The 22,681-nt window shown below is 53.5% G+C and carries 26 protein-coding genes; 9 read left to right on the top strand and 17 right to left on the bottom strand.

The window, feature by feature from the left end; all coding sequences use genetic code 11:
* Positions 1–45: 45 nt before the first annotated feature.
* Genes AB1I49_RS02425 through AB1I49_RS02415 form a run of 3 tightly spaced genes read left to right on the top strand, consistent with a single transcriptional unit; the run spans position 46 to position 1,425 of the window.
* The gene (locus tag AB1I49_RS02425; protein ID WP_316610368.1) at positions 46–345 is read left to right on the top strand and encodes an anti-sigma factor antagonist; all 300 of its coding nucleotides are present in this window, start codon (positions 46–48) and stop codon (positions 343–345) included.
* Positions 342–776: an anti-sigma F factor gene (gene spoIIAB / locus AB1I49_RS02420; RefSeq protein WP_316610370.1), complete on the top strand. Its 435-nt coding sequence runs from the start codon at positions 342–344 to the stop codon at positions 774–776. The genes AB1I49_RS02425 and spoIIAB overlap by 4 nt, the downstream gene beginning before the upstream one ends.
* Positions 766–1,425, top strand: coding sequence for a sigma-70 family RNA polymerase sigma factor (locus AB1I49_RS02415; RefSeq protein WP_316611757.1), 660 nt, complete (start codon positions 766–768; stop codon positions 1,423–1,425). The genes spoIIAB and AB1I49_RS02415 overlap by 11 nt, the downstream gene beginning before the upstream one ends.
* On the opposite strand, the gene AB1I49_RS02410 is transcribed toward AB1I49_RS02415, so the two are convergent.
* The 11 genes from AB1I49_RS02410 to AB1I49_RS02360 all read right to left on the bottom strand — a co-directional run bounded on the left by AB1I49_RS02410 (position 1,418) and on the right by AB1I49_RS02360 (position 12,448).
* On the bottom strand, positions 1,418–2,482 hold the full coding sequence (locus tag AB1I49_RS02410; RefSeq protein WP_316609766.1) for an alpha/beta hydrolase: 1,065 nt from the start codon (positions 2,480–2,482) through the stop codon (positions 1,418–1,420). The two genes, AB1I49_RS02415 and AB1I49_RS02410, sit on opposite strands and share 8 nt — an antisense overlap.
* A gap of 74 nt (positions 2,483–2,556) precedes the next feature.
* Positions 2,557–3,492, bottom strand: coding sequence for an alpha/beta hydrolase (locus AB1I49_RS02405; RefSeq protein WP_316609765.1), 936 nt, complete (start codon positions 3,490–3,492; stop codon positions 2,557–2,559).
* A gap of 20 nt (positions 3,493–3,512) precedes the next feature.
* The gene (locus tag AB1I49_RS02400; protein ID WP_407721294.1) at positions 3,513–5,165 is read right to left on the bottom strand and encodes a DAK2 domain-containing protein; all 1,653 of its coding nucleotides are present in this window, start codon (positions 5,163–5,165) and stop codon (positions 3,513–3,515) included.
* A gap of 14 nt (positions 5,166–5,179) precedes the next feature.
* Positions 5,180–6,115 (bottom strand): DegV family protein, encoded by a 936-nt coding sequence (locus AB1I49_RS02395; protein WP_316609763.1) that lies wholly within the window; start codon positions 6,113–6,115, stop codon positions 5,180–5,182.
* Positions 6,112–7,059 (bottom strand): alpha/beta hydrolase, encoded by a 948-nt coding sequence (locus tag AB1I49_RS02390; protein ID WP_316609770.1) that lies wholly within the window; start codon positions 7,057–7,059, stop codon positions 6,112–6,114. Before AB1I49_RS02390 ends, AB1I49_RS02395 begins: the two co-directional genes overlap by 4 nt.
* An 11-nt stretch (positions 7,060–7,070) precedes the next feature.
* Positions 7,071–7,487 carry a lecithin retinol acyltransferase family protein gene (locus AB1I49_RS02385; RefSeq protein ID WP_407721293.1) on the bottom strand — a complete coding sequence of 139 codons (417 nt, stop codon included), beginning with the start codon at positions 7,485–7,487 and terminating at the stop codon, positions 7,071–7,073.
* Positions 7,484–7,741, bottom strand: a complete 258-nt coding sequence (locus AB1I49_RS02380) for a phosphopantetheine-binding protein (RefSeq protein WP_316609759.1) — start codon at positions 7,739–7,741, stop codon at positions 7,484–7,486. The genes AB1I49_RS02385 and AB1I49_RS02380 overlap by 4 nt, the downstream gene beginning before the upstream one ends.
* Positions 7,735–9,225 (bottom strand): class I adenylate-forming enzyme family protein, encoded by a 1,491-nt coding sequence (locus AB1I49_RS02375; protein ID WP_316609758.1) that lies wholly within the window; start codon positions 9,223–9,225, stop codon positions 7,735–7,737. The genes AB1I49_RS02380 and AB1I49_RS02375 overlap by 7 nt, the downstream gene beginning before the upstream one ends.
* Positions 9,226–9,262: 37 nt before the next feature.
* Positions 9,263–9,898, bottom strand: coding sequence for a lysophospholipid acyltransferase family protein (locus AB1I49_RS02370; RefSeq protein WP_316609757.1), 636 nt, complete (start codon positions 9,896–9,898; stop codon positions 9,263–9,265).
* Positions 9,882–10,520: a lysophospholipid acyltransferase family protein gene (locus AB1I49_RS02365; RefSeq protein WP_405318036.1), complete on the bottom strand. Its 639-nt coding sequence runs from the start codon at positions 10,518–10,520 to the stop codon at positions 9,882–9,884. Before AB1I49_RS02365 ends, AB1I49_RS02370 begins: the two co-directional genes overlap by 17 nt.
* Positions 10,521–10,525: 5 nt before the next feature.
* Positions 10,526–12,448, bottom strand: a complete 1,923-nt coding sequence (locus AB1I49_RS02360; RefSeq protein ID WP_407721292.1) for an AMP-binding protein — start codon at positions 12,446–12,448, stop codon at positions 10,526–10,528.
* A gap of 178 nt (positions 12,449–12,626) precedes the next feature.
* On the opposite strand from AB1I49_RS02360, the gene AB1I49_RS02355 reads away from it, so the two are divergent.
* A complete protein-coding gene (locus AB1I49_RS02355; protein WP_407721291.1) occupies positions 12,627–13,637 on the top strand; it encodes a CPBP family intramembrane glutamic endopeptidase in 1,011 nt (336 codons plus the stop codon).
* Positions 13,638–13,670: 33 nt separating this feature from the next.
* Here the strand turns inward: AB1I49_RS02355 and AB1I49_RS02350 are convergent, their stop codons facing one another.
* Both AB1I49_RS02350 and AB1I49_RS02345 read right to left on the bottom strand, forming a co-directional pair.
* Positions 13,671–14,348, bottom strand: coding sequence for an Ig-like domain-containing protein (locus AB1I49_RS02350; RefSeq protein WP_316609752.1), 678 nt, complete (start codon positions 14,346–14,348; stop codon positions 13,671–13,673).
* 152 nt (positions 14,349–14,500) lie between these two features.
* Positions 14,501–16,168 carry a Na/Pi cotransporter family protein gene (locus AB1I49_RS02345; protein WP_316609750.1) on the bottom strand — a complete coding sequence of 556 codons (1,668 nt, stop codon included), beginning with the start codon at positions 16,166–16,168 and terminating at the stop codon, positions 14,501–14,503.
* Between the two features lie 207 nt (positions 16,169–16,375).
* On the opposite strand from AB1I49_RS02345, the gene AB1I49_RS02340 reads away from it, so the two are divergent.
* Genes AB1I49_RS02340 through AB1I49_RS02330 form a run of 3 tightly spaced genes read left to right on the top strand, consistent with a single transcriptional unit; the run spans position 16,376 to position 17,944 of the window.
* Entirely contained in the window at positions 16,376–16,900 is a 525-nt protein-coding gene (locus AB1I49_RS02340) for a GNAT family N-acetyltransferase (protein WP_316609748.1), read from the top strand.
* Positions 16,901–16,904: 4 nt separating this feature from the next.
* Complete coding sequence (locus AB1I49_RS02335) at positions 16,905–17,630, top strand: EndoU domain-containing protein (protein ID WP_316609747.1); 726 nt, start codon at positions 16,905–16,907, stop codon at positions 17,628–17,630.
* Positions 17,630–17,944, top strand: coding sequence for a hypothetical protein (locus AB1I49_RS02330; protein ID WP_407721290.1), 315 nt, complete (start codon positions 17,630–17,632; stop codon positions 17,942–17,944). Before AB1I49_RS02335 ends, AB1I49_RS02330 begins: the two co-directional genes overlap by 1 nt.
* A gap of 46 nt (positions 17,945–17,990) precedes the next feature.
* Here AB1I49_RS02330 and htpG read toward each other — a convergent pair whose 3' ends face one another.
* Entirely contained in the window at positions 17,991–19,871 is a 1,881-nt protein-coding gene (htpG, locus tag AB1I49_RS02325) for a molecular chaperone HtpG (protein ID WP_407721289.1), read from the bottom strand.
* A gap of 242 nt (positions 19,872–20,113) precedes the next feature.
* Between htpG and AB1I49_RS02320 the strand changes: the two genes are divergently transcribed.
* Positions 20,114–20,509, top strand: a complete 396-nt coding sequence (locus AB1I49_RS02320) for a hypothetical protein (protein WP_316612317.1) — start codon at positions 20,114–20,116, stop codon at positions 20,507–20,509.
* A gap of 24 nt (positions 20,510–20,533) precedes the next feature.
* Here the strand turns inward: AB1I49_RS02320 and AB1I49_RS02315 are convergent, their stop codons facing one another.
* Positions 20,534–20,932, bottom strand: coding sequence for a hypothetical protein (locus AB1I49_RS02315; RefSeq protein WP_316612319.1), 399 nt, complete (start codon positions 20,930–20,932; stop codon positions 20,534–20,536).
* A gap of 250 nt (positions 20,933–21,182) precedes the next feature.
* Between AB1I49_RS02315 and AB1I49_RS02310 the strand changes: the two genes are divergently transcribed.
* A complete protein-coding gene (locus AB1I49_RS02310) occupies positions 21,183–21,494 on the top strand; it encodes a dockerin type I repeat-containing protein (RefSeq protein WP_316612320.1) in 312 nt (103 codons plus the stop codon).
* Positions 21,495–21,551: 57 nt separating this feature from the next.
* On the opposite strand, the gene AB1I49_RS02305 is transcribed toward AB1I49_RS02310, so the two are convergent.
* Together AB1I49_RS02305 and AB1I49_RS02300 are read right to left on the bottom strand one after the other, a co-directional pair.
* On the bottom strand, positions 21,552–22,286 hold the full coding sequence (locus tag AB1I49_RS02305; RefSeq protein WP_316612323.1) for a hypothetical protein: 735 nt from the start codon (positions 22,284–22,286) through the stop codon (positions 21,552–21,554).
* Between the two features lie 4 nt (positions 22,287–22,290).
* Positions 22,291–22,653 (bottom strand): DUF3783 domain-containing protein, encoded by a 363-nt coding sequence (locus tag AB1I49_RS02300; protein ID WP_316610824.1) that lies wholly within the window; start codon positions 22,651–22,653, stop codon positions 22,291–22,293.
* Between the last annotated feature and the right edge of the window lie 28 nt (positions 22,654–22,681).

The raw sequence follows: 22,681 nt of genomic DNA, 5'->3' as shown, positions 1-22,681 counted from the left end.
TCATTATCATGGGTATGGAGCTTTTGTTATGAAAGGAAGTTTATTATGCGAACTACATATGAAAACGGCGTGCTGACCGCGTTTCTCGACGGCGAGATCGATCACGACGCGGCGGCGAAAATCAGGACGCGCGTCGACGCCACAGCCCAGTCGCTGAAGCCGAGGGTGCTGTGTCTTGACTTCGGCGGCGTAGGCTTCATGGATTCCTCGGGCGTGGGTCTTGTGATGGGCAGGTACCGCGCGATGAAGCTGATGGGCGGCAGTCTGCGCGTTGTAAACGTGCCGGAGCGGCTGTACAGGATATTCGCGATGTCGGGAATCGAAGGACTGGGGGTGCTGAGATGAAAACAGTAAACGAAATTAAGCTGAGCTTTCCGTCAAAAAGTCAGAACGAAGCTTTCGCGAGGGCGGCGGTATCGGCGTTTATCGCGCCGCTTGACCCGACCGTCGGCGAGCTGAGCGACCTCAAGACCGCTGTGTCCGAGGCGGTGACGAACTGTGTTGTTCACGGCTACCGCAGGCAGAGCGGCATGATCACTATCAACGGCAAAATCACCGAGGACAGGCGCGTTATCATCAGGATACGCGACAAGGGCGTAGGCATTGAGGACGTAAAGCAGGCGATGGAGCCGCTGTTCACCACCGCTCCCGACGAGGAACGCGCGGGCTTGGGCTTTGCGGTCATGCAGAGCTTCTGCGACAGGGTGCGCGTGACCTCAAAGCCCGGCAAGGGAACCACCGTCACGCTCGAAAAGCGCATTTCAGATGTCAGATAAGGACAAGCTTGCGCAGCTGCACCTCGGGCTCGTCCACGCCTGCTGCAAGAGATTTTCTGGCAAGGGAATCGAATACGAGGAGCTGTACGCCGCGGGCTGTCTGGGACTTACAAAGGCGATAAATAACTTTGACGACAGCCGCGGTCTGCAGTTCTCGACCTACGCCTTCCCCGTTATCATGGGTGAGATAAAGCGGCTCTTCCGCGACGGCGGTTCTGTGAGGGTCAGCCGCAGCCTGCGCGAGCTATCGCTGAAAATCAACCGCCTCAATAACGAAAACGAGCTGAAAAACGGCACTGAAATGACCGTTTCCCAGCTCTCAAAAATTCTGAATGTAAGCCCCGAGGAAGTCGCCGAGGCGATGAACAGCGCGCGGCCTGCGCTCTCGCTGACCGCTGATTACGACGAGGACGGCAACCCTCAGACCGACGTGCCGACTCCCGATATACAGGACGAGATCTCCGAGCGGCTCAGTCTTGAGGCGGCGATCAACGCTCTGCCTCAGAATGACCGCGAGATAATCCGCCTGCGCTACTATCAGTGCAAAACGCAGGTTCAGACCGCGAAGGCCCTGAACATGACGCAGGTTCAGGTCAGCCGCCGCGAAAAGAAAATCCTCGGCTTTATCCGCGAAAAAATGGTTATCTGACCGCCTGCTCAAAGAAATCGCAGACCTCACCGATGAACTCTCCGTCGGTTTCGGTCGCTCTCTCGGCATCCACTCCGCTGTAGAAGTCCTCGAGCACGCTGTCCGGTACCTCGCCGCCGCACGCCTGCGACAAGTCGTCAAGCTCGTCCTGCAATTCGGCAATGTACCTCGCCGCGTCGTGAGAGAGCCACATATAGTTGTGGCCGTTGCGGTACTCGTCCTCTATCAACTCGCAGTGCGCGTTGGGATTTCTTAGCTCGCTCTCGTGGGAATACATGCTCAGCTCGAACGGAATCACCTTGTCGCCGCTGCCGTAGCAAATCAGCACGGGAGTGTCACCGGAATTAACGCCGTCGACCGCTCTGGTATCAGCGTCTCCGCCGAACACGATAAAGTTTTGCAGGTACAGAAACGGGTACTCGATATCCGCCAGAAAGCCGACGTAACCCTTGGCGGTACCGTACATCGTACCGACAGGTGAGTCAAATCCCGAAAGGCAGATCGCCGCCTCAACATCGGTCTGCTCAAGGGCAGCCGCAGCTGCGTAAGCGCCGAGGCTGTGCCCGTACAAAAAGACAGGCATATCTCTTGTAACGGAATCGTCTGCCGCAAAGTCGATCGCTGCGAGCAGGTCGCGCTTTGACTGCTGCAATCCGATACGGCTCTCTCCCTCGCTCTCAAAGGTGCCTGTCGCGTCGTAGGCGAGCACCGTGTATCCACTGTCTACAAAGCTCATGATCTCTGCTAGGTGGGCGTCCGCATCGGAGCTGATTCCGGGAGCTATGATAATAAGGCCGTTTTTGTTCTGCTCGCCGTAAAGGTAGCCTTTGAGCGTGTTCTCTCCAGAGAGGAAGGATACCGCGCGGCGGGTATACTGCCCGGTGTCGATCAGCGAATAGTCGATCCTGACGTACTCGCGCACGCTGTCGCGGCGTGCGAACATGAAGTGAAAGAACACCGCCGAGAATATCACCGAGCTGAGCGAAAACACAAGGACGAATACGATAGCGATAATGACCACTCTCCTGAGTATTTTATGTAGGCGCGTTTTATTCATAGTCTTCCTCCTTTATTTTTGACAATTTTTTGGCTTATATACAAACGCAGGGCTGTCGCTGACAGCCCTGTTTGTTATTTTAATTCGCTGACAAATGAAATGATAGTTTCGTCGTACTTCTGCGGCGCGTTGACCCTGACGCGCGAATGCGCGCCCTTGTCGAACCATACGAGCCGCTTGTTGGGAGATGTGCACCTATCGAACAGCTTCTGAGCCTGGTCGGGCGTTGAGTACGTGTCCTGGCGGCTGTGTATGAACAACATCGGCTTTTTCATCTTGTCCACACGCCACAGCGGGCCGTCGGTGACGACGTTCGCGTGAGAGAAAATCCGCATGTACATATACACGAGCGACTTCGCCACGAACTTCGGGCGGTCGTCCTCGATCATGTGGTTGCGGAAGCTCTCGGCAAAGCGCGTGTACATACCGTCGCCGCACATGCCCTCAATGTAGTCTGGGCATTCGGGGTTTGTCAGCGCAAAGAGCGCGACCGACGAGCCGATACAAATGCCGTGCAGGAACACCGCCTTGTTGCACAGTTCCTCGACGAGCAGCTTGCTCCACGCGAACATATCCCTGTACTCGCGGTAGCCGAGCGAACAGACGATTCCGTCGGAATAGCCGTGAGAGCGGTTGTCGATAACGAGAATGTTGTAGCCTGCCTTGCGGTACGGCTCTGCAAAGTAGTAGGAATACTTGAGCGACTCTGTGCGGCCGGCAATGATAATCGCCGCCTTCTCGCCGCCGAAGTCAAAGTACTCGCCGACAAGACGCAGCCTGCCGCTCTTTACCTCGACCTCGCGCTTGTAGTCCTCGTACAGCTTGCCCCATTCAAGGCTCTCGAAGTACATACCCTTGTACTCCTCGTCGTCGGGCAGCTTGACATCTCTGTCCCACTTCTTTTTTGAAGTTCGCACAAGAAGAACCGTGTAGATGACTCCCGCGATAAGCAGCTCGGAAAATACGATGAACGCGGCGATTCCCACGAGAATCCATATTAATATCTGCAAATTGTTCACTCCTAAACAGGTTATGACAGTCCGATGATGAAGCGGTAGAGCTTCTGACCTCCGTCGATGATCTCGGCCTCAAGCATCGGGAATTCCTCCTCAAGACGCTCGCTGAGCTCGTCAAGCTCGTCCTCGCTAACACCCTCGCCGCTGAAAACTACGCACGTTTCCGCGTCGTCAATGTCGGGCACAAGGCGCATAGCCTCAATCAGACACTCAAGCCAATTCTTGTTGACGCTGACGATCTCGCCGTTCATGAGGACGATCTCCTCACCCTGACGGCAGGTCAGGTCGTGATATGAATAATCGCGCGAGGCGGTGGTTTCGATCAGAGTAGTGACGTCGCGAAGTCCGCTTCTCATGGAGTTTATGCGGTACTTGTTGTCATTATCGGGCACGTCCATCGCGACCGCGAAGTAGCCCTCGGCGATGCTCCTTGAGGGCAGGATATGGATATTATCTCCGCCGTGAAGCTGTGCCGCCTGCTGTGCCGCGAGAATGACGTTCTTGTTGTTTGGGAACACGACTATATCGTCCGCGTCAATTCGGTTGAACGCGTCGACAAACTCCTGAGAGGAAGCGTTCATCGTTTCGCCGCAGCAGATCACAACGTCAGCTCCGAGCTCCTCAAAGAGCGTTTTCAGACCCACGCCGTTGACGACAGAAACTATAGCGAGCTTTTTGTGGGGCAGCTTGCGGCTGTAGGTTTCTTCCTTGATGACCTCATTGTGCTGCAGCTGCATATTCTCGAGCTTGAAGGTGAGGAACTCGCCGTACTGGCGGCTGAGTGCTATCACCTTCTCGGGGCGCAGGGTGTAGATATGCACCTTTACGCGCGAGCCTTCGCGCACAACAACAAGGGAGTTTCCGTAAACGCCGATGTCCTCAATATAGCGGTCGAGGTCGAATAGCTGAATGTAGCTGCCGCTCTTTAAGAGCTGCAAAATGAACTCCATACAGTAGCCGTCCGTAAACTTGCTGTACTCGTTGAAGAGCGAGAAGTCGACGCTCTGCACGGGCGCGTTAATGCTCTTTGCGGCGGGCTTGTCGTCCTTGACAATGTCGCCGTAGAGGTAGCCGAGCATTCCCTCGACTATGTAGATAAAGCCCTGACCGCCGCTGTCGATAACGCCCGACTCCTTGAGCACGGGAAGCAGCTCGGGAGTATAGGCGAGAGTTTTTTTCATCTCCGCGATGTACATGAGGAGCAAGTCCTCGATTGCGGTGGCACGGCTGATCTGCGGGCGGATATGCTCGATACCCTCGCGGAAAACCGTGAGGATAGTGCCTTCGACGGGCTTTACGACCGCGCCGTAGGCGTTGCGGTAGCCGCGGATAAGAGCGTTTCGCAGCTCGCCCGGTCCCGCGACAACGCAGCGCGCAAGCTCGAGCTGCATTCCCTTGAAGAACTGCGAGAGGATAACGCCCGAATTGCCGCGCGCGCCGAGAAGCATTCCCTCGCTGAGAGTCTTGAGGTAATGCGCCATGACCTCGTTTGACTTTGCGTACTCTATTCCGTTTTCAAGAGTCAGGCGCATATTTGTGCCCGTGTCGCCGTCGGGTACGGGAAAAACGTTGAGCTTGTTGACTTCCTTTTCCCTTTGGCGCAGGTAAGCGAGGCCGTTGCGAACCATTCCCTCAAACTGCGTGCCGTTTATTTTCCTGTTTTTCATAGCGTTTATGTTAATCAGCCTTCCGCCTTGATCAGTTTTTCAATCATAGCCTTTTCGGTGACAAGTCCCTTGGAGATGGGCTTGCCGATGTAGTATGCCGCCATAAGTCCGGGGCCTACGTTTACGCCGCAGAACGGGAAAACGTCGACGATGACTACCTCCTTGGGCTTGAAGCGCTCCTCGATCATCTCCTTGTACTTAACAGCCTGGGTGTAGCGGTTGGTCTGGGCGATGAAGATGGTCTGCTCGGAAGGATTCTCAATTGTGTTCTCAAGGTAGTTGAGCAGAACGCTGTACGCCTTCTTTGCGCCCTTTACCTTGCCGATAACGGTGGTAAGACCGTTGTAGTCAAACTCACCGATGGGCTTTACGCCCGCGAGCTTGCCGAAGAACGCCTTGGAGTGGGTCAGTCTGCCCTTCTTGGCTACGAAGCTGAGGTCGTCGAGCCAGCCGCACTGGTGAATGCGGTTCTTGTTGTCCTCGAGATATGCGCTTACCTCGTCAATGCTTCTGCCGTTTGCTCTGAGCTTTGCGGCGAGAATCACGAGAAGGCCGTGGCCGATGCTGAAACGCAGAGAGTCGATAACGGAGATTCTCGCGTTGGGGTACTTCTTGAGCACCTCGTTCTTAGCCTGAACGGCAAAGTTGTACGCGCCGCTGATGCCGCCCGAGATCGTGATGCAGATCACGTCCTCGCCCTTTGCGGCGCTCTCCTCGAATGCGTTCTTGAACTCATCGATATTGGGCGGCGCTGTAGCGTAGCCGTCGGGATTCTTGCTGAGCTCCTTGTAGAACTTATCTCTCTCGGCAGGCTCCCACTTAAGATAGGTGGGCTTCTCGCCTACCTCGGGATAGTTTACGTGTCCGTATACAATGCGGATATCGTATTCCTTCTGATACTTTTCACCGAGGTCACAGGACGCGTCGGCCATAATTGCAAACTTGTTCATGCTGTACTTCCTTTCAAATGTTTGTTGATGAACTCCTCTGTTTTTCTCTGAACCTCTTCCCCGCCCGTTACATAGGCGAGGATATGATCCGCCCCCGCGACTGAGATAAATTCCTTTTCGCTGCCGCAGGCTTTATAGTTTTCCATACCCTGTTCAATGGGCACGGTTCTGTCCGCCTCTCCGTGAATGAAGAGTACGGGTATGTGTGTGTTTTGAAGCGACTTCCCGACAGGACGGTAGATGTCCTCGTGCATATCGAACCAAGCGATCACACGCATTACGGGAAGCAGCAGAAATGTCGGCAGCTTACGTGTTCTGCCGTCGCAGCGAAGCTGTCTGTCGGGAGATACAAAGGCGCAGTCGATGACGAGAACCTTTACCTTCGGCTCAGTGATCTTGTCGCTCGCGTAGCCTACAGCCGCCGAACCCATTGACGAGCCGTAAAGGACGATCTCCTCAACGCTGCTATTTCGGGCTTCAAAATCAATCCATTTCAGTAAATCGTACTGCTCGAGCACGCCTAAGCCGAGGCGGTTGCCGCCGCTGTCGCCGTGCGCGCGCTCTGTGATAAAGAGCAGGTTCCAGCCGAGCTTGTAGAACCTTTCCGCCTGAGCGCAGAAGTTGCTGACAGGTGCGCCCGCGTAGCCGTGGGCGAATATCATCGTCCGCGGCGATTTTTGATCGTAGTAGCTTCCGCACAGAACCACTCCGTCGCGCGCGGTTATGCTCACGCTCTCGTGCTCACGCGACTGCACGAACCTCTCGGCAGGCAGCAGCGCCTCAGAAAACGGCGCGTACCGCGTACCCTCGAGGGTGCCGCGCTCGTTGAGCGGAGTGCTGCACGGCTTCCGTCCGAAAACGAATCGGTACAGCAGCACGGCAGGCACGATTATGAAGCCGATATAGCTTGTTATCAGAAAAATGAGAATGATAAGCAAAATCATTTTCACGGGTATTACACTTCTTTATTGAATTTCTCTCTCCAGAACGCGCGTATGGCGTCGGTCTGTTCGCTCTTCTTCTCGCCGAAAACGCATTCGTAGGCGAGATGCTCGCAGTTGTTGTGGATTATGTTGTAGCCGCCCTCGCCGATCCTCGCGCGCGCGATCTCAGCGGTCTTTTCCGGAGGCAGGCGCTTTTTCTTTTCCTTGCGGTCGAACACCGCGACCTCGACGATATGACCGCAGGAAAAGGTGTCGATATCAACCGCGACGACGGTCACAACCGCGTTCTGCTCGCTGAATTCGGGTATCGGCGGATAGCCGAACTGCACCACCTCGTCCTCGCTGAGGAACACGCCGTAGTGGTAGATCGAGCCCAGGCGAATACGCACCATGTCGCCCGTTTTGCAGTCGGTAGGCTCCCACTTCATCTGAGCTTACCCTCGATGTAGTCGATGACCTCGCCGACCGTGGAGAAGGAATTTACGCCGACGTCGTCAAAGTAGATGCCGAACGCCTCCTCGATAGCGATTACCATGTAGAGAATATTGACCGAGTTGAGCCCGAAGTCCTCCTTCAGTCTGGACTGCTCACTGCAGCTCTCGGTGATAGCCTTGTTGCCGCTGTCGGCAGCAACGAGGATTTCCTTTAATTTATCTAAAATTTCCTGTCTTGTCATCAGCATTTCTTATATCTCGCAATCTTCATGCTCGGTGTGCGCTCAAAGTCGCTGTCACGCACCTCAATGCGGTTTACGCGCTCAAACGAGGGCAGAGTGAGGTTGACCTTCTCAAGCTCCGAGATGATGTATTCCTTGGGGTTTTCCAGATCCATTTTTGAGAGCACCGTCTGACGCGGCACTACCTCGAGCGCGAGGATATGCTTGCCGTTCTCCGCGACGTCCTCGAACACCTGTGAATCCTGGATAAAGGGAAGCGCGTTGAAATGCGCCTCGAGCTCCGCGGGAGAAACGTTTTCGCCGTTTGAGAGCACGATGATCTCCTTGATTCTGCCTGTGATTCTGAGCAGTCCTCTCTCGTCGATGCTGACAAGGTCGCCCGTGTGGAACCAGCCCTCCTCGTCAAAGCCGCTCTCGTCGCCGCCGACGTAACCGTCCATCATGTTCTTGCCGCGTATCCACAGCTCGCCGTCAACGACCTTGAACTCTTGGTTGGGGTACGGGAAGCCGATCGAATCGGGATACTTGAGGCTCTCGGGGTTGCCCGAAACGAGGTTCGCGGACTCCGTAAGGCCGTAGCCCTGGAGAAGATTAACGCCTATTTTGTCATACTCTTCAATCAGATACGGCGCAACTGCCGCGGCTCCGCAGATGATATACTTCAGCTCCTCACCGAGCATATTTCTGCCGAACTGCTTCGAGAGCGAGAGCGACATCTCAGCGAGCGCGGGTACGAATACGAGCACTGTGGGCTTGAAAACCTGAATGTCGCGGAACATATCCTTGTTGTTTGTGCAAATCCACATCGTGCTGCCCGTGTAGAGCGAGGTCATGAGGTTGCGGATAAGTCCGAATACGTGCGAAAGCGGAAGGACGAGCATATATCTCTGTCCGAAAACAGGGCTGATACCGTAGCAGCCGTTGACGGTTCCCTGCATAACAGCGCCGTTTGAAAGCAGAGCGCACTTGCTCTTGCCCGTGGTGCCGCCCGTGAACATCATCACGCAGGGAGTCTTTTCGTCGCAGTCGGTCATACCGGTCTTTTCGTCCGAGGTCAGTGTAATGTCAATCAACGGAACCTTGACGAGGCTGACGCTCTCCTTAAGCTCGGGCTGATAAATAACCGCGTCGAGTCCGAACATAATCGAGCAGCCGAAAACGCTCCTCTGATCGAGGTGCGCCGGCAGGATAACCGCGGTTCTGCCCGTTGTGACTACCGCTAGGTACGCTTTTACAAAGTCATACGAGTTCGCGCTGAGGATACCGACGCGCTTGCCGTCCTTTACGGTGTTGTCAAGAACGGTGCGGAAGCCCGCGGCGTCGCTCTCGAGCTGAGCGAAGGTATAGCTCTCGCCCTTGAACACGATCGCGTCCCTGTCGGCAAATTCCGCCGTACAGTCGCGCCACATCGCGGTGACGGTGGGCTTTTCAACAATGCGCTCAAACTCCTCGTCGTCTGCAAATTGTCTGAAATACTCTCTTGGATCCATAATTACATCTCCTTTAATACAATAATATAACCCATTATTAATTTATAAAACCGCTCAGCTCCGTTTCGCGCTCATAGAGCAGCTTTGTTGCCGCGTCGATCTGCGCAAAGGTCGGATGCTCTCCGTAGAGCTCCGTGACGCTGACACTCTCCCCCAGAACGATCGTCAGCCTCTCGGTCGGTTTGGTTTTCGGTTTGATATACATAGGCACAATCGGCACGCCGCTGCGCACCGCCATCAGCACCATGCCAGACTTGAACTGCGAGGTACTGTCGTCGTGGCTGATGTGTCCCTCGGGGAACATCGAAATCACCTCGCCGCTCTTGAGCCGCGCGATGATCTCGCGGAAGGTCGCAAGGTTCGGATTGTTTCGGTCAATGCGGATACACCTGCACGCCTTGAACAGCGCACCGACGGGCTTGTCCATGACCTCCTCGCTGATGATGAAAAACTGCCTGCGGTACGGCACTCCGAGCATCATGTACACGGGATCGTAGATGCCCGTGTGGTTCGCTATCAGAAGCGCGCCGCCGCGGATTTTTTCCTTTGCCTTTTCACTTGTATATATGATCTTCGGCCGCTGCCAGAACACGACGGGCGCGCCTGTCAGCCACACAAAGTCGTGAGCTGTGTTTTTGAGGGAAAATACCCTCGCCTTATTTGGTTTGCTCATTGAGCAATCTCTCCAGTTCAATAATCCGCTGCCTCATAGCGTCGCTGAAACGGCGGATATTCTCTTTATCGTCCGAGCTGTCGTCGGTATAGTCGCGCGGATACATGGGTTTTCCGATAATAACCCTCGCGCGCTTTTTGAAGTTGAAATAAGCGCCGTTTGTGTAGACCGGAATAACGGGCACGTCCGCCGACAGCGCGAGGTACGCCGCGCTCGGCTTGAACGGCAGCGGAGTTTCCTCGCCCTTGAGCGGAATGCGGCTCTCGGGAAATACTCCCACTACCCTGCCCTTTCGCAGATGCTCCTCGGACTCCGAAAGAAAGCCGAAGTCGTGAGTATTGCGGTTGACGTAGATGCCGCCCATCATCTTTAGGAAAAGTCCGAGCGGCTGCTTTTGGAACAGCGCCTCCGCCATCTGTACCCTGAGCGTGCGCGTAAAGAAAACAAACAGAAGAAGCGCGTAGTCAAAAACCGAGGTGTGGTTCGACACGACCATCGCCGCGCCCTTGATATGTCTGCCCTGAACGCTCTTGTCCTCGTAGTAAACCTTTGGGCGGAAGGCGATTTTGTAGGCAGGCCAGCCCGTGACCTTTACAAAGCCGTTAAAAAATTCTGTCAGCATACCTGTTACTGTTTCTCCAGTATGTAGTCGTGAAGTTCCCGCACGGTGCTCATGCTCATGTCGCCCGTGTGGAAGGACACGCGGAACTCGTCGCGCATACCCGCGACAAGCGAGAAGTAATCTAGGCTCGTGCCGCCGAGGTCGGTGAAGAAATCAGCGTCGTAGCCGATTTCGTCCTCGGGCTTCTGCAGAGCCATAGCGAACATCAAGGTGATTTTGCGCGCGATATCGTCGTCCGCTCTGCCCACAAGCGCGCGGTCGGGCACTACCTCCGTCAGTTCTCCGTCTGCGAGGGCTTTGGATAGTCTTGAGCGGTTGAGCTTGAACTCGGTGTCAGTCATCAGGCTGTCCTCGACGAACACAAGACGCGTCACCTGACCCGAAAGATTCAATCCGGCGATTTTCTCTCTGAGCTGCTTTTCAACCGCGCTCAGACGCTCGCCCGTGATATATTTGCTGACCGACACAATAAGCGTCGGGATATGCTTTCCGTTTTCCTGCGCGGCGACAAGGCATACTCCACGCGTGCCCGCAACCTCGAGCTTGCTCTCGATGAGGTTCGGGTTGAGGTTCTCGCCGTTCGGCGCGATAATCAGATCGTCCTTTCTGCCCAGAATGCGGTAGCAGCTTCCGTCGAAGGACGCGAGGTCGCGGGTGTTGAACCAATCCTCGTTTGAGTGCCTTTCGCCGTCCTCGATGATGAACTTCGCCATCGCCTTTCCGCGCGCGAGCAGCTCGCCCTGTTCGTTGATTTTATACTCCATGCCCATCATCGGCATTCCGACCGAGCATGAGTTGAGCAGGCTGCGCTTGCCGCTGAGCTCGACGGAGGTTATGCCAATCTCGCTCATGCCGTAGCCGTCCGCGAGGCGGTAGCCTATCGCGTTGAAGAACTCGAGCACCTGCGGACTGATGTAGCTGCCGCCCGTGATCATGAACTGCACGCTCTCGCCGAACATTCCGTCGCGGACTTCCCTGAACGCCTTCTTCGAGAACAAATCCGACAGCGCGGAATCACCGAGCTTTCGGCTGATTTTCATACCCTTCTCAAACTTCTTCACGGTCTTTTCGCCGCGCTCGGAGATTGTACGCATCGCCTGCTCGTATACCTTCTCCCAGAAGAGCGGCACCGCGAAGATGTGGGTCACCTTGTGGCGCTTTATCGTGTTGAGTATCGTCTGCGGCTGCATATCGTTCAGGCGGACGAAGGTGCGCGAGAAGAACGCGAACCAGATGTAGACCGCAACCAAACCGAAGATGTGATAGAACGGCAGGAAGGTCAGCAGCTTAAGCTCGCCCTCGTAGTGCTTTTTTATCCGGGCGCACTGCTTGATAATGCCGTAGCTGCCCTGAATCTGGCAGCAGAACTCCTCGGCGGTGTAGCCGCAGATTTTGACGTGCGATGACGTGCCCGAGGACATCACCATAACGGCGGTACCGAATTCCTTTGTGTCAATACCGGGCGCGTCCGCCGTCAGCTTCTCGGCAGGAATCGTTTTCACAGAGAAGCGCTTTCCGTCCGACACCACAGCCGCCGCATCGGTCACTCGCAGCGCGTACTCGAGCGTATCATCGTCGAGTCGGAGATTTAGCAGCAGCGGACTGAAGCCCGCGCGCAATATCGCCCAGAACACCTCGATCCAGTCGAGGGAGTTGTCCATGTACAGACCGACGACCGAGCTGCTTTTTGCGTCCGGCATAAGCTCTCTGAGTCTTGAAGTGCGGCTGAGGATATGCTCCCGTGCCTGCGCGTATGTGGTTTTTGAAACGCGGTAGCCCTTGCTCTCCTCCCAGAGCACATTGCTGCTCTCGGAAAACATAAGCTCAAAAAGCGACTCAAAGCTCCTGTCGGACGAGTTGTAGCGTCCGAGCTTTGCGTCGACAAAGCTGTCAATTGAGGGGTAGCCGCCTAAATTTGTGATCTTCATACTATCTTCCCACTTTCGCATACTTAAATAGTATACCATTTTTCTGCTCATATTGCAACAAAAATCGACTAAAAACAGTTTTTTCCTGTAGAATTATCACGGAAATCCCGACATTTTTTTATTCACTTCATTGACAATCACACCTCCGTGTGTTACATTATTCTCGGGAGGAATGGTTATGAATAAAGAAATCCGCAGATTATCGAACTTCAGCTCGCTTCCCGTGCTGATTTTTGTCCTGTTTATGCAGCTCTCCGCCTCGGCGATACAGATAGGCGTTTCGCTTCTTGAACGGTTCGCGCACATCGCTCTTCCGGAGCAGCTCGTATATATGATCATGTATATCTTTGTCTACCCTATAGGTGGCAGTCTTGCGGCGCTTATCTTCTACAAGACGCGCAAAAGAGAAACGGGACTCAGGCTGAGTCAGGCATTTTGCAGGCCGCAGATGAACGCAGGTTGGATAATAAAATATATGATCATCACCTGGGGACTCTCGCTGCTGATGTCAATAATCACAAACATAATTCTCCAGATTCTCAAAAGTCTGCTTCATCTGAATTTTACTGATATCAGCTTCGACTTCGGCGACGGCATTGGCGGCTTTATCGTGAGCTTTGTATCGCTCTGTATATTCGCGCCGATTTTCGAGGAGATCATCTTCCGCTCGGCAGTCTACCGCCACACGGAAATCATGGGGCAGAGCTTCGCTGTCGTCTTTTCTGCGATCGTGTTCGCGCTGATGCACGGCAACCTTGAACAGCTGCCCTACACCTTCGTTATGGGACTTGGGTTCGCTTATCTCTTCGCGAAAACCCGCTCGCTGCTGATACCTATGCTGCTGCATTTTCTCACCAATACAACCACTGTCATTTTTACAAGCATTATCGGCACCACGGATACAGACGAGCTTTCAACCCTTCTGAGTAACAGAGACTTCGCGGCGGTTATCCCGACCGTGCTCTACAGCTTGGTTATCTACGGAATTATTATCGCGGCGATCGTCCTTGGCATCATCGAGCTTGTCCGCGCTATCAGGCGCAGAGAACGTCTTATGGGCAGTATCTTCCCCATCTCGGGCGCGAAAAAAACAGCGGTTTTCCTCACAGCGCCCGTCACGATCATTACGCTTATCCTCCTGGTATTATTCTTAACGCTTACAACCATAAATCAGCTCATATTAAAATAACAAAAGGAGCCTTACGGCTCCTTTCTTTTTGCGTTATTCGGTTGGTTCCTCGGAAGGCTCCGTCGCGGGCTCTGTCGCGGGTTCGGTAGTTTCCTCGGGAATATCCTCTTTATCGCTGCCGTTGACGGTAACAACGCAGCCGACGTGCAGTCCGTTGTGAGAGGTCAGGGTAACGTTGCACCTGCCCTCCTTTAAGGCGGTCAGGTAAAGCGTTCCGCTCTTGTACTCCGCCTTGACACAGGAACTGTCCGTTGCGACGGCAATGCGCTTGTTGGCAGCATTCGACGGCTCGATACTTACCTCAACCTCAGCAGTATCGCCCTTGTCGAGTGTCACGCTGTCGCGGGCGAGGCTCAGGCCTGTAACCGCAAGCTCGTTTATCTCGTTGATGACGTTGCCCTGAATATATCCGAGATAAGGATTCACATGACCCGCTGTGATCGTGTCGGGCGGAATGTTGTCCTGTACGGGCTTCGAGGTAGCCTGGGGTTTTGTTGTGGACGGAGCCGTGGTTGACTCAGCCTTCGTCGTTCCCTCGGGAGCTGTGGTCTGCTGCGCCGTGGTCGCATGTGCGGTTGACGCCGCCTGACTGCGGGTAGCCTCGCTCAGGGTTGCCGCTGTTGTCTCGGACGCGCCTGAGCTTTCTTCCTTGCCGCAGGCGGCAAAGAGCAGCATTACCGCGAGCAGCGGAATTATCAGATATCTTTTCATTATTTCACCTTGCAAACTATGTTAAAACAACAATTGTATTATCAGGTTATCATTATACAACAAAAGTGCGAATTTCGTCAAGTGCCGACGGAAAATTACCAAAAAACAGCGCGGACACTGTCTGAGCCCGCGCGTTTGTTTATCCGGATCTATTATGCCTTCTTGACGATATTGCCGAGCTTGTTTCTCGGGATAGAGAAGGCTACGTTGTTTGCGTGGTCGCCTACGCGCTCGAGGATAGTGAGCATATCGAGGAATACCGTGCCGTTTTCTGCGCTGCAGATGCCCGCGTTCATTCTGCCGATGTGGTTGTACTTGTAGACCTTTACATGGCTGTCGAGCGAGCTTTCGGTTTCGATGATCGTCTTTGCGAGCGAGAAGTCCATATCCTGCGCGTTAAAGAGCGTCAGACCGTCGTTGAGCAGCTTTGTGGTCAGCTCGTCGAGGTTATGAAGCTCCTGCATGGCGGTGTCGGTGAACTTCATCTTGCCTTCTATCATCTGCTTGGTGCAGTCGATTATATTCTCCGCGTGGTCGCCTATGCGCTCCATATCCTGAATCGCGGAGTACATAACGCCCATGGTTTTGCGGTCGCTGTCGAGGATATCAAGACCGTTGATCTTTACGATAAAGCGCGTGATCTCGCTGGTGAGGTAGTCAATGACCTTCTCATTCTTCTCAACCTTGGCGATGATCTTCTGATTCTGCTCAAAGAACGCCTTCATCGCGTACATGTAGTTTTTGCGCGCGAGGTCGCCGAGACGCTTGCACTCGTTCTCAACAGAGAGTACAGCCATCGGCGGTGTGGTGAGGAGTCGGGTATCGAGGTAAACCGCGGCCATCTTCTCCTTGTCCTCGTCATGCTCGGGCAGGATAAGCGTCGTCAGCTTGAGAATGAGGTTGGAGAACGGAAGCAGGATCACTGTGATCGCGATATTGAAGAAGATGTGGGTTGCCGAGATCTGAGCGGGCAGACCTAATTTGTCCGCCGGCAGCAGCATATTTACCCACGTGGTGAACGGCAGGAATATCGTCAGCAGCGTCATGATTATCGCGCCGATTCCCGAGATAAGGAAGTTCGATAGCGCGATCTGCTTTGCTACGCGGTTAGCTCCGAGCGAGGAGATAAACGCCGCCGAGCACGCGCCGACGTTGAAGCCGTAGATAACGAAAACCGCCTGGTTGAGGTCGGTGATAACGCCCGCCATGGCGAGAGCCATGAGGATACCTACGGAAGCCGAGGAGCTCTGGATAATCGCCGTAAAGACGAAGCCCACCAAAATGCCCAACAGCGGGAAGGAAAGGTTGTCGGCTATGCTGACAAAAGCACTGCTCTCGCCCATCCACTTGAGGTTGTCGCTCATCAGTGAAAGACCGAGGAAGAGCATGCCGAAGCCCGCGGCGATCTGGCCGTAGTATTTGCGGTTGTTCTTGTGGCTGAAGGTAATGATGATCGCGCCGAGGAAGATAAAGATCGGCACAAACGCCTTGATGTCGATCGCCATCAGCAGCGACGTGACGGTGGTACCGATTTTCGCTCCGAAGAGCACGCCGATTGCCTGGCCGAGCTCCATCAGACCCGCGTTCGCAAAACCGACGACCATCGCGTCGGTAGCCGATGAGCTCTGGATTACGGCGGTGACGAGCGTGCCTACGAGCATAGCAAAAAACTTGTTGCTCGTGATTTTTTGCAGCAGGGTCCTCAGTTTGTTACCTGCGGCAAGCTCCAGGCCCTCGCCCATGTTTTTCATACCGATGAGAAACAGTCCGAGGCCGCCGAGAGCCATAATTACTTTCAATAAAATACTGTAACTGTCCATGTTCATACCCTCTCAAATTACTGTTTGAGTTTCCATACAGGCAACTTCATTATATCACACTTTTTGCGCTTTTTCAACGCTAATATTGCTATTTGCCGAAATATTGCCACCCTGAAACAGATTTGTACAAGGCATACAATTTGTTGAAAAAATTTTGTTTTGATTGACATTTGGTCAGTCTTATTATACAATTATTATGGTGATAATATGAAGATAAAAACCGAAAGGCTTACGCTTGTTCCTATCTCCGAGGCGTTCCTCGACAGCGCCTGCGCCTACGCCATGAATGCCGATAACGCAAGGCTGATGGTATACCTTCCGAAGGAAGATCGCGACGAGGTCAGAGAATTTCTCCGCAGCGCCGGGCGCGAGTGGCAGAAGCCTCAGCCCGACATATGCGAGTTCGCGGTTTTGCGCGACGGAGAGCATATCGGCGGCATGACGATGTACTTTGAGGGCGACTACACCAGAGGCGAGCTCGGATGGATAATCCGCCGCGACTGCTGGGGCAACGGCTACGCTGTTGAGGCGGCAAAGGGACTGATGGAGCACTTCCGCAAGGCAATGGGACTTGACCGCTTCATCGCCCACTGCGACAGCGAGAACACGGCGTCGAAGCGCGTTATGGAAAAGCTCGGCATGCACTACGTTGAGACCCACGGAGGCAGGTTCAACCGCCTGACCGAGGGTGAGCGGCGTGAATGCCTTTACGAAATAATCTTTAAGGAGTGAGATAATGAAAAGGAAACTGATCGCAATCCTGCTCACCGCCGCTCTGGGCGTTTCGTCGCTCGGCGGCTGCGGAATCATCAGGCAGGTCAACCATGACCTGAAATCCGAGCTGAGCAGCGCCATGAGCGAGGTTGAGTCGGATCTGAACAGCGCGAGAAGCGAGATCGAGTCCGACCTCAACGACGCAAAGAAGGACATCGCCTCGGGTATTGACGAAGCTAAAAACGCGCTCGACCCCGACGCGACCAAAGAAAGCGGCTCGTCATCTTCAAAAGCCGAGAGCAAAACCGCGGGCAAGACATACAAGATGGCAGACGTCAAAAAGCTCAGCGGCACCTCGAATTTCTCGAAAAAAGCGCTCGAGCACATCTTTGACGGCACGATCAACTCAAAGGGCAAGGCGACGGGCTACCACTACAGCAGCATAAGCGACAGCAAGGGAAAGATTATCGCGGGCACCGAGAGCGAACCCGACAGCCACGGAGTTTTCACCGCAAAGGTCGAGGTCGACGGCGTGAAAAAGAACGGCTTCTCGTCCTTCTACCCTGCCGACTGGTCGCCGCAGGAGGTTGTCGACGCGATAAACAAGGCGTATGACGACGCTCTCTCGGACTCCGACAACCCGCACGGAGAGCTTTGGATCGGCTACAGCGGAGATCTGGAAATCGACATGTATCTCGACAACAACAAGAAAATCACTACAGCCTATCCGATTTATGAGGAGGACTGATGATGGAATACACGTTCAGAATCAAGGAAGGCAGAAAAACAATACCCATCGCGGTTTTTGCCGACAACCGATACACTCTCGCGGGTGAGTTCCTGCTCGCGGAAAGAAGCATTTTGAAGGAAATCAACGCCCTGCTCAAAGCTGAGGGCGACGGCGAGCTCAGCGGAAACATCTTCACGCTAAAACTAAATGGACGCGACGCGGAGATCACAAACGAAATCACGGGCAGCGAGCTGACAGTGACCCGCGACGAGCTGAAAGCCCTTGCCGCGGACTACAGCGCCGAAGTTAAGCGGCTCAGAAAACGCAGCTAAAACAAAAACCTTGTACCCAGACGGATACAAGGTTTTATTTTTTATTTTACATCAGCGAGCAGACGAGGTCGGTGTACTCGGAGGGATTCTCGAGCGGCAGACCCGCGATAAGCAGAGCCTGGCAGTAGAGAACCTCGGCGTACTTGCGCGCCTTGTCGATGTCGGTCTGAATCAGCTCCTCCATCTTCTTAACGGCGGCGTGGTTCATGTTGAGCTCGAGCACGCGCTGAGCCTTCATGCCGCTGTCGGGCTGGACGGCGTTGAAGTACTTCTCCATCTCGAACGAGATACCGCCCTTCGCGGTCAGGCAGACGGGGTGGGATACAAGCTTCTTTGAAGCCTCAACCTCAGCGACCTTGCTGCCGAGGGTTTCCTTGACGAAGGTCAGAACCGCAGAGATGTCCTTTTCGTCGGTCTTTTCCTCGTCGTTCTCGATGCCGAGGTCGTCGTTTGTGGCGGAGCAGAACTTCTTCTCCTTGTAGGTCATGAGCGTCTGGAGGGTGAACTCGTCCACGTCCTCGGTGCAGTAGAGAATCTCAAAGCCCTTTGAGCGGAGCAGCTCGGTCTGGGGCAGAGCGTCGATCGCCGCGGCGTTTTCGCCTGTAGCAAAGTAGATGAACTTCTGTTCTTCATTCATGCGGTCAACGTACTCGGAGAGGGTCACCGGCTTCTTCTCGGTTGAGGAGTAGAAGAGCAGCAGGTCGACAAGCTCGTCCTTGTGCATGCCGTAGTCGGAAACAACGCCGTACTTGAGCTGTCTGCCAAACGCCTTGAAGAACTTCTCGTAGTCCTCGCGGCTGTTGTTGAGCATGGAGGTCAGCTCGTTCTTGACCTTCTTCTCGAGGTTCTGGGCGATCGTGAGCAGGTGACGGTCATGCTGCAGCATCTCGCGCGAAATGTTGAGCGAGAGATCGGCGGTGTCGACGATACCCTTTACAAAGCGGAAGTGCTCGGGCACGAGCTCCTCGCAGTTGTCTGTAATGAGAACGCCGCTTGAATAAAGCTGCAGACCCTTCTTGTACTCCTTGGTGTAGTAGTCGTAGGGAGTTGAGGTCGGGATATAGAGCAGAGCCTTGTATGTGACAACTCCCTCGACGGAGGTGACGATTGTGCGGATAGGCTTCTCCATCGCCATGAACTTTTCCTGATAGAACTTGTCGTACTCGTCCTGGGTGACGTCCTTCTTGGGACGCTGCCAGATAGGAACCATGCTGTTGAGGGTTTCGCGCTCGAAATACTCCTCATACTCGGGGTGATCGCTGTCCTTGGTTTCCTCCTTGACGCGGCTCTTTGACATTTCCATAACGATCGGGTAGCGGATATAGTCGGAATATCTCTTAACAAGTCCCTGAATGCGGTACTGCTCGAGGAACTCGTCATAGCTCTCGTCGTCGGTGTTGTCCTTGAGCTCGAGAATGATCTCTGTACCGAGATTCTCGCGGTCGCATTCCTCGATTGTGTAGCCGTCAGCGCCCGAGGATTCCCAGCGGAAAGCGGTGTCGCAGCCGTACTTCTTTGTGATCACGGTGATGTGCTTTGCGACCATGAAGGCGGAGTAGAAGCCTACGCCGAACTGACCGATGATGTCGATATCGTCCGATTTGTTTTCAAGCTCCTGCTTGAACTTGTACGAGCCGGAGGACGCAATAGTGCCGAGGTTGTTCTCGAGGTCATCTCTGTCCATGCCGATGCCGTTGTCGGTGATAGTGAGCGTGCGGCTGTCCTTGTCGGCGCGAAGCTCGATGAAGAAGTCGCTGCGGGTCATGCCGAGCTTGTCGTCGGTCAGTGCGATAAAACAGAGCTTGTCGATCGCGTCGCTCGCGTTTGAAATCAGCTCGCGGAGGAAGATTTCCTTGTGAGTGTAGATAGAGTTAATCATCAGATCCAGCAGACGCTTGGACTCGGATTTAAATTGCTTTTTTTCCATGTTGATACCTCTTTATTATTTTATTTCCTATAATATTGTAGTCCTTTTAATAAATTTGTCAAGTCGTTCTCCGTTTTGACTTTGCGGTAAAATAATTGCCGCTCATTTTTAAATAGTAATTGACAGTGCTTGCTGTAATCAAGTATAATGTTGTCGAAGATATTACAAAGGGGGTATCCATATGCTCTGGTACATCTGTCTTATTATCTCCGCGCTGATAATCGCCGTAACGGTTCCGCTGTTTGTGCGTATGCGCGTTTTCAAAAGAAAAAAAGCTGTCGTCAGCTATCAAGATTCTGTTTCTAGGCTTCTTCCTCGCGCAGGTCGTCATGTTCTTCCCGATCCAGCTTGATAAATACGGTAAAGGCGGCGCGGCGGTACTCAAATCAATCCTGATGTCGATCAACCGCGCGATGCGTTCATTCGCGCTGACGGATATCGACTTTATAAATCCTACACACAGCATTAATCCCTCGGCATATAATTTTTACTCCCTTTTCCTGATGGTTATCTGCTTTGTCTGTCCCTTCCTCAGCTTAGGCTATATCCTCTCGCTGTTCTCGAAGGTTCGCGCAAGCACAAAGCTCGCTCTCTCCTACGGCAAGGACGTCTATGTCTTTTCTCAGCTCAACGAGTAGTCGATAACCTTTGCCTCGGACATCTCACAAAACCACCCGAAGGCGGGAATAATCTTCTGCGACGTCATCGACTCGTCGGGCGGCGAGAGCAACCCCTTCTCCGACCGTGCCGAACAGCTGAACGCCACCTGTCTTAACAAGCCGATCACCGCGGTAAACTTCAAGCTCCACAGCAAAAAGCGCCGCGTTTACTTCTTCTGTATCAGCGACAACGAACAGGCAAATACCAACGACGCGCTCGAGCTGATAGGCAAATACAAGAACCTCCGTCACACACGGCTGTATTTCTTCTCTACCCTGCTCGAGAGCCAGCTCGTGCTCGCCAACTGCGACAGCGGCTATATCCGCGTCAGACGCGTTGACAAGGCGCGCACCTTCATCAACCGCTTCCTCTACGACAACGGTCAGATGCTCTTTGAGCACGCCGCGCCTCCAGAAAAGGGCGAGAGCGAAAAGCGTATAATCTGCTCTCCGACCGCACCAAAAAGAAGGATCGCGATATCTCGGTCAACAAGTAATATTTTTCCGCTTTTTCACCGCGAGCGTGGTGACAAAGCGGAAATTTTTTTGACTAAAAAACGCGCATATGGTAACATTATGTATAGTATATTTTGTAAATATCGGTAATTTTTAGCATTTTTTTGATATCGGTATCACTTTAAGGGATTTAGTTATGGAACAGACATTCTTCTTTACGAATCAGTGCACGGATTTCTCGGACGGAGTACATTTCACTACTGTCTACTACAACGAATACGGCGACAGCTTTAATTCATGGAATATCTGTCTTGACATCGAGAACCACACGTTCACCAAGGTATACAACAACCGCGGCTCAAATATTATGGATGTCACCTATCTCCAGATGTACATTGCCAGTGCGCACGATCTGAACAAAACCGCGAAAAAGCTCTCCGACGTAAACGGAAGCGGCGACATCAACATTATGGACGCCACACAGATTCAGATAATCATTGCAAGATAAGCCAAAACGAAGCACTCCCCCGCGGCAGGATAATCCTTCCGCAGGGGAGTTTTTTGTTTACATTAAATTTTCGTCCCTGATGTATCCGCGAATTATCGCGGCGATTTCGCCCATCTGCCTAAGCCCGTCGTCAGGCATCGCGTCGGTTGAGACGCGGGTGTAGCTGCCGTCGTCATTGCGGAATTTCACCGCCGTCATACCGCCGTCAAGTGCAGTATCAGAGTATTTTTCATTCCACTTGGCGAACTTTCCTTTTTTTATTACCTCATAGCATCGGTCAACCGCCTCATAAGGCACAAGGTAGCTCACGCAGGTTTCGTCCGAATCAGCGTCAGCGGAGTAAACGTCGAGCTTCGCGCGGTCTGTCCTGCCGATATCGCTGAGCACCATCTCGTCATGCCTGTCGCCTCCGGCGGTAGCGACAACCGCTGTATAGTAATCAACCTCCATTGTTTCCTCAGGCTCGTACACCATCGAATTATGCGATTCGCACTTGAGAGTCACGTCATGTTCGGGCATGACAAAGCTGATTTTGTAGCCCTTTCCCTCCTCGTATAAAGGCTGAAGCCTCTCGCCGTCGAGGAAGAAAGAGTAGTCGGTATCGGTGGCGATCATATCGTAGTAGAGCACCACCTCAGCGCCTGCGCGGTACGAGTCCTTCGCGCCCGTGTAGCAATCCTTTGAGCCGCAGTAGTCGACCCTGTATTTTTTGACGAAGCAACCCGACAAGCCTAACACAACAACACCTCCGAGAGCGCATATCAATATCGCCGGAATGATTTTCTTCATCATAGGATCATCTCCTCTGACTCAGCGCTTCATGCTCGCTTTTCAGCTCGCAGTACAGCTCGTACGGAGTGAAGTCAACATTCGTTTCGGTCATTACCGCCTTGAGCGCTACAGACGCCTTTTTTCTGCGGAGCTGATCAAGGAAAATATTGAGCAGTCCTCCGTTGAAACCCGCAAAGTACAGCATTTCTCCGTCAAGCTCTCCGCAGGGCTTCGAGCTTCTGTCGGCGCTCATTCCGAGCAATGCGGAAAGCCTTACGCCGTAGTCGCTACCGTCCACCTCGCGGTAGGAAATATGTATCTGACGGCAAAGGTTCTTTATCTTTATCGCCTTGCCTTTTTCTATGTTAAAAAGAAGTACTTCTGCCATTATTCTCACCTCAGTTCAATTATACCCA

This window comes from Ruminococcus sp. NATIVEDY160 (assembly GCF_045819885.1).
Classification (GTDB): domain Bacteria; phylum Bacillota; class Clostridia; order Oscillospirales; family Acutalibacteraceae; genus Ruminococcoides.
This window is presented reverse-complemented; position numbering and strand designations above follow the sequence as displayed.

What these genes read in the sequence shown, in the direction of transcription:
- AB1I49_RS02425 (WP_316610368.1), top strand. Translation starts at nt 46, where the DNA reads ATGCGAACTACATATGAAAACGGCGTGCTGACCGCGTTTCTCGACGGC.
- spoIIAB (WP_316610370.1), top strand. Translation starts at nt 342, where the DNA reads ATGAAAACAGTAAACGAAATTAAGCTGAGCTTTCCGTCAAAAAGTCAG.
- AB1I49_RS02415 (WP_316611757.1), top strand. Translation starts at nt 766, where the DNA reads ATGTCAGATAAGGACAAGCTTGCGCAGCTGCACCTCGGGCTCGTCCAC.
- AB1I49_RS02410 (WP_316609766.1), bottom strand. Translation starts at nt 2,482, where the DNA reads ATGAATAAAACGCGCCTACATAAAATACTCAGGAGAGTGGTCATTATC.
- AB1I49_RS02400 (WP_407721294.1), bottom strand. Translation starts at nt 5,165, where the DNA reads ATGAAAAACAGGAAAATAAACGGCACGCAGTTTGAGGGAATGGTTCGC.
- AB1I49_RS02395 (WP_316609763.1), bottom strand. Translation starts at nt 6,115, where the DNA reads ATGAACAAGTTTGCAATTATGGCCGACGCGTCCTGTGACCTCGGTGAA.
- AB1I49_RS02390 (WP_316609770.1), bottom strand. Translation starts at nt 7,059, where the DNA reads ATGATTTTGCTTATCATTCTCATTTTTCTGATAACAAGCTATATCGGC.
- AB1I49_RS02385 (WP_407721293.1), bottom strand. Translation starts at nt 7,487, where the DNA reads ATGAAGTGGGAGCCTACCGACTGCAAAACGGGCGACATGGTGCGTATT.
- AB1I49_RS02380 (WP_316609759.1), bottom strand. Translation starts at nt 7,741, where the DNA reads ATGCTGATGACAAGACAGGAAATTTTAGATAAATTAAAGGAAATCCTC.
- AB1I49_RS02375 (WP_316609758.1), bottom strand. Translation starts at nt 9,225, where the DNA reads ATGGATCCAAGAGAGTATTTCAGACAATTTGCAGACGACGAGGAGTTT.
- AB1I49_RS02370 (WP_316609757.1), bottom strand. Translation starts at nt 9,898, where the DNA reads ATGAGCAAACCAAATAAGGCGAGGGTATTTTCCCTCAAAAACACAGCT.
- AB1I49_RS02365 (WP_405318036.1), bottom strand. Translation starts at nt 10,520, where the DNA reads ATGCTGACAGAATTTTTTAACGGCTTTGTAAAGGTCACGGGCTGGCCT.
- AB1I49_RS02360 (WP_407721292.1), bottom strand. Translation starts at nt 12,448, where the DNA reads ATGAAGATCACAAATTTAGGCGGCTACCCCTCAATTGACAGCTTTGTC.
- AB1I49_RS02355 (WP_407721291.1), top strand. Translation starts at nt 12,627, where the DNA reads ATGAATAAAGAAATCCGCAGATTATCGAACTTCAGCTCGCTTCCCGTG.
- AB1I49_RS02350 (WP_316609752.1), bottom strand. Translation starts at nt 14,348, where the DNA reads ATGAAAAGATATCTGATAATTCCGCTGCTCGCGGTAATGCTGCTCTTT.
- AB1I49_RS02345 (WP_316609750.1), bottom strand. Translation starts at nt 16,168, where the DNA reads ATGGACAGTTACAGTATTTTATTGAAAGTAATTATGGCTCTCGGCGGC.
- AB1I49_RS02340 (WP_316609748.1), top strand. Translation starts at nt 16,376, where the DNA reads ATGAAGATAAAAACCGAAAGGCTTACGCTTGTTCCTATCTCCGAGGCG.
- AB1I49_RS02335 (WP_316609747.1), top strand. Translation starts at nt 16,905, where the DNA reads ATGAAAAGGAAACTGATCGCAATCCTGCTCACCGCCGCTCTGGGCGTT.
- AB1I49_RS02330 (WP_407721290.1), top strand. Translation starts at nt 17,630, where the DNA reads ATGATGGAATACACGTTCAGAATCAAGGAAGGCAGAAAAACAATACCC.
- htpG (WP_407721289.1), bottom strand. Translation starts at nt 19,871, where the DNA reads ATGGAAAAAAAGCAATTTAAATCCGAGTCCAAGCGTCTGCTGGATCTG.
- AB1I49_RS02310 (WP_316612320.1), top strand. Translation starts at nt 21,183, where the DNA reads ATGGAACAGACATTCTTCTTTACGAATCAGTGCACGGATTTCTCGGAC.
- AB1I49_RS02305 (WP_316612323.1), bottom strand. Translation starts at nt 22,286, where the DNA reads ATGATGAAGAAAATCATTCCGGCGATATTGATATGCGCTCTCGGAGGT.
- AB1I49_RS02300 (WP_316610824.1), bottom strand. Translation starts at nt 22,653, where the DNA reads ATGGCAGAAGTACTTCTTTTTAACATAGAAAAAGGCAAGGCGATAAAG.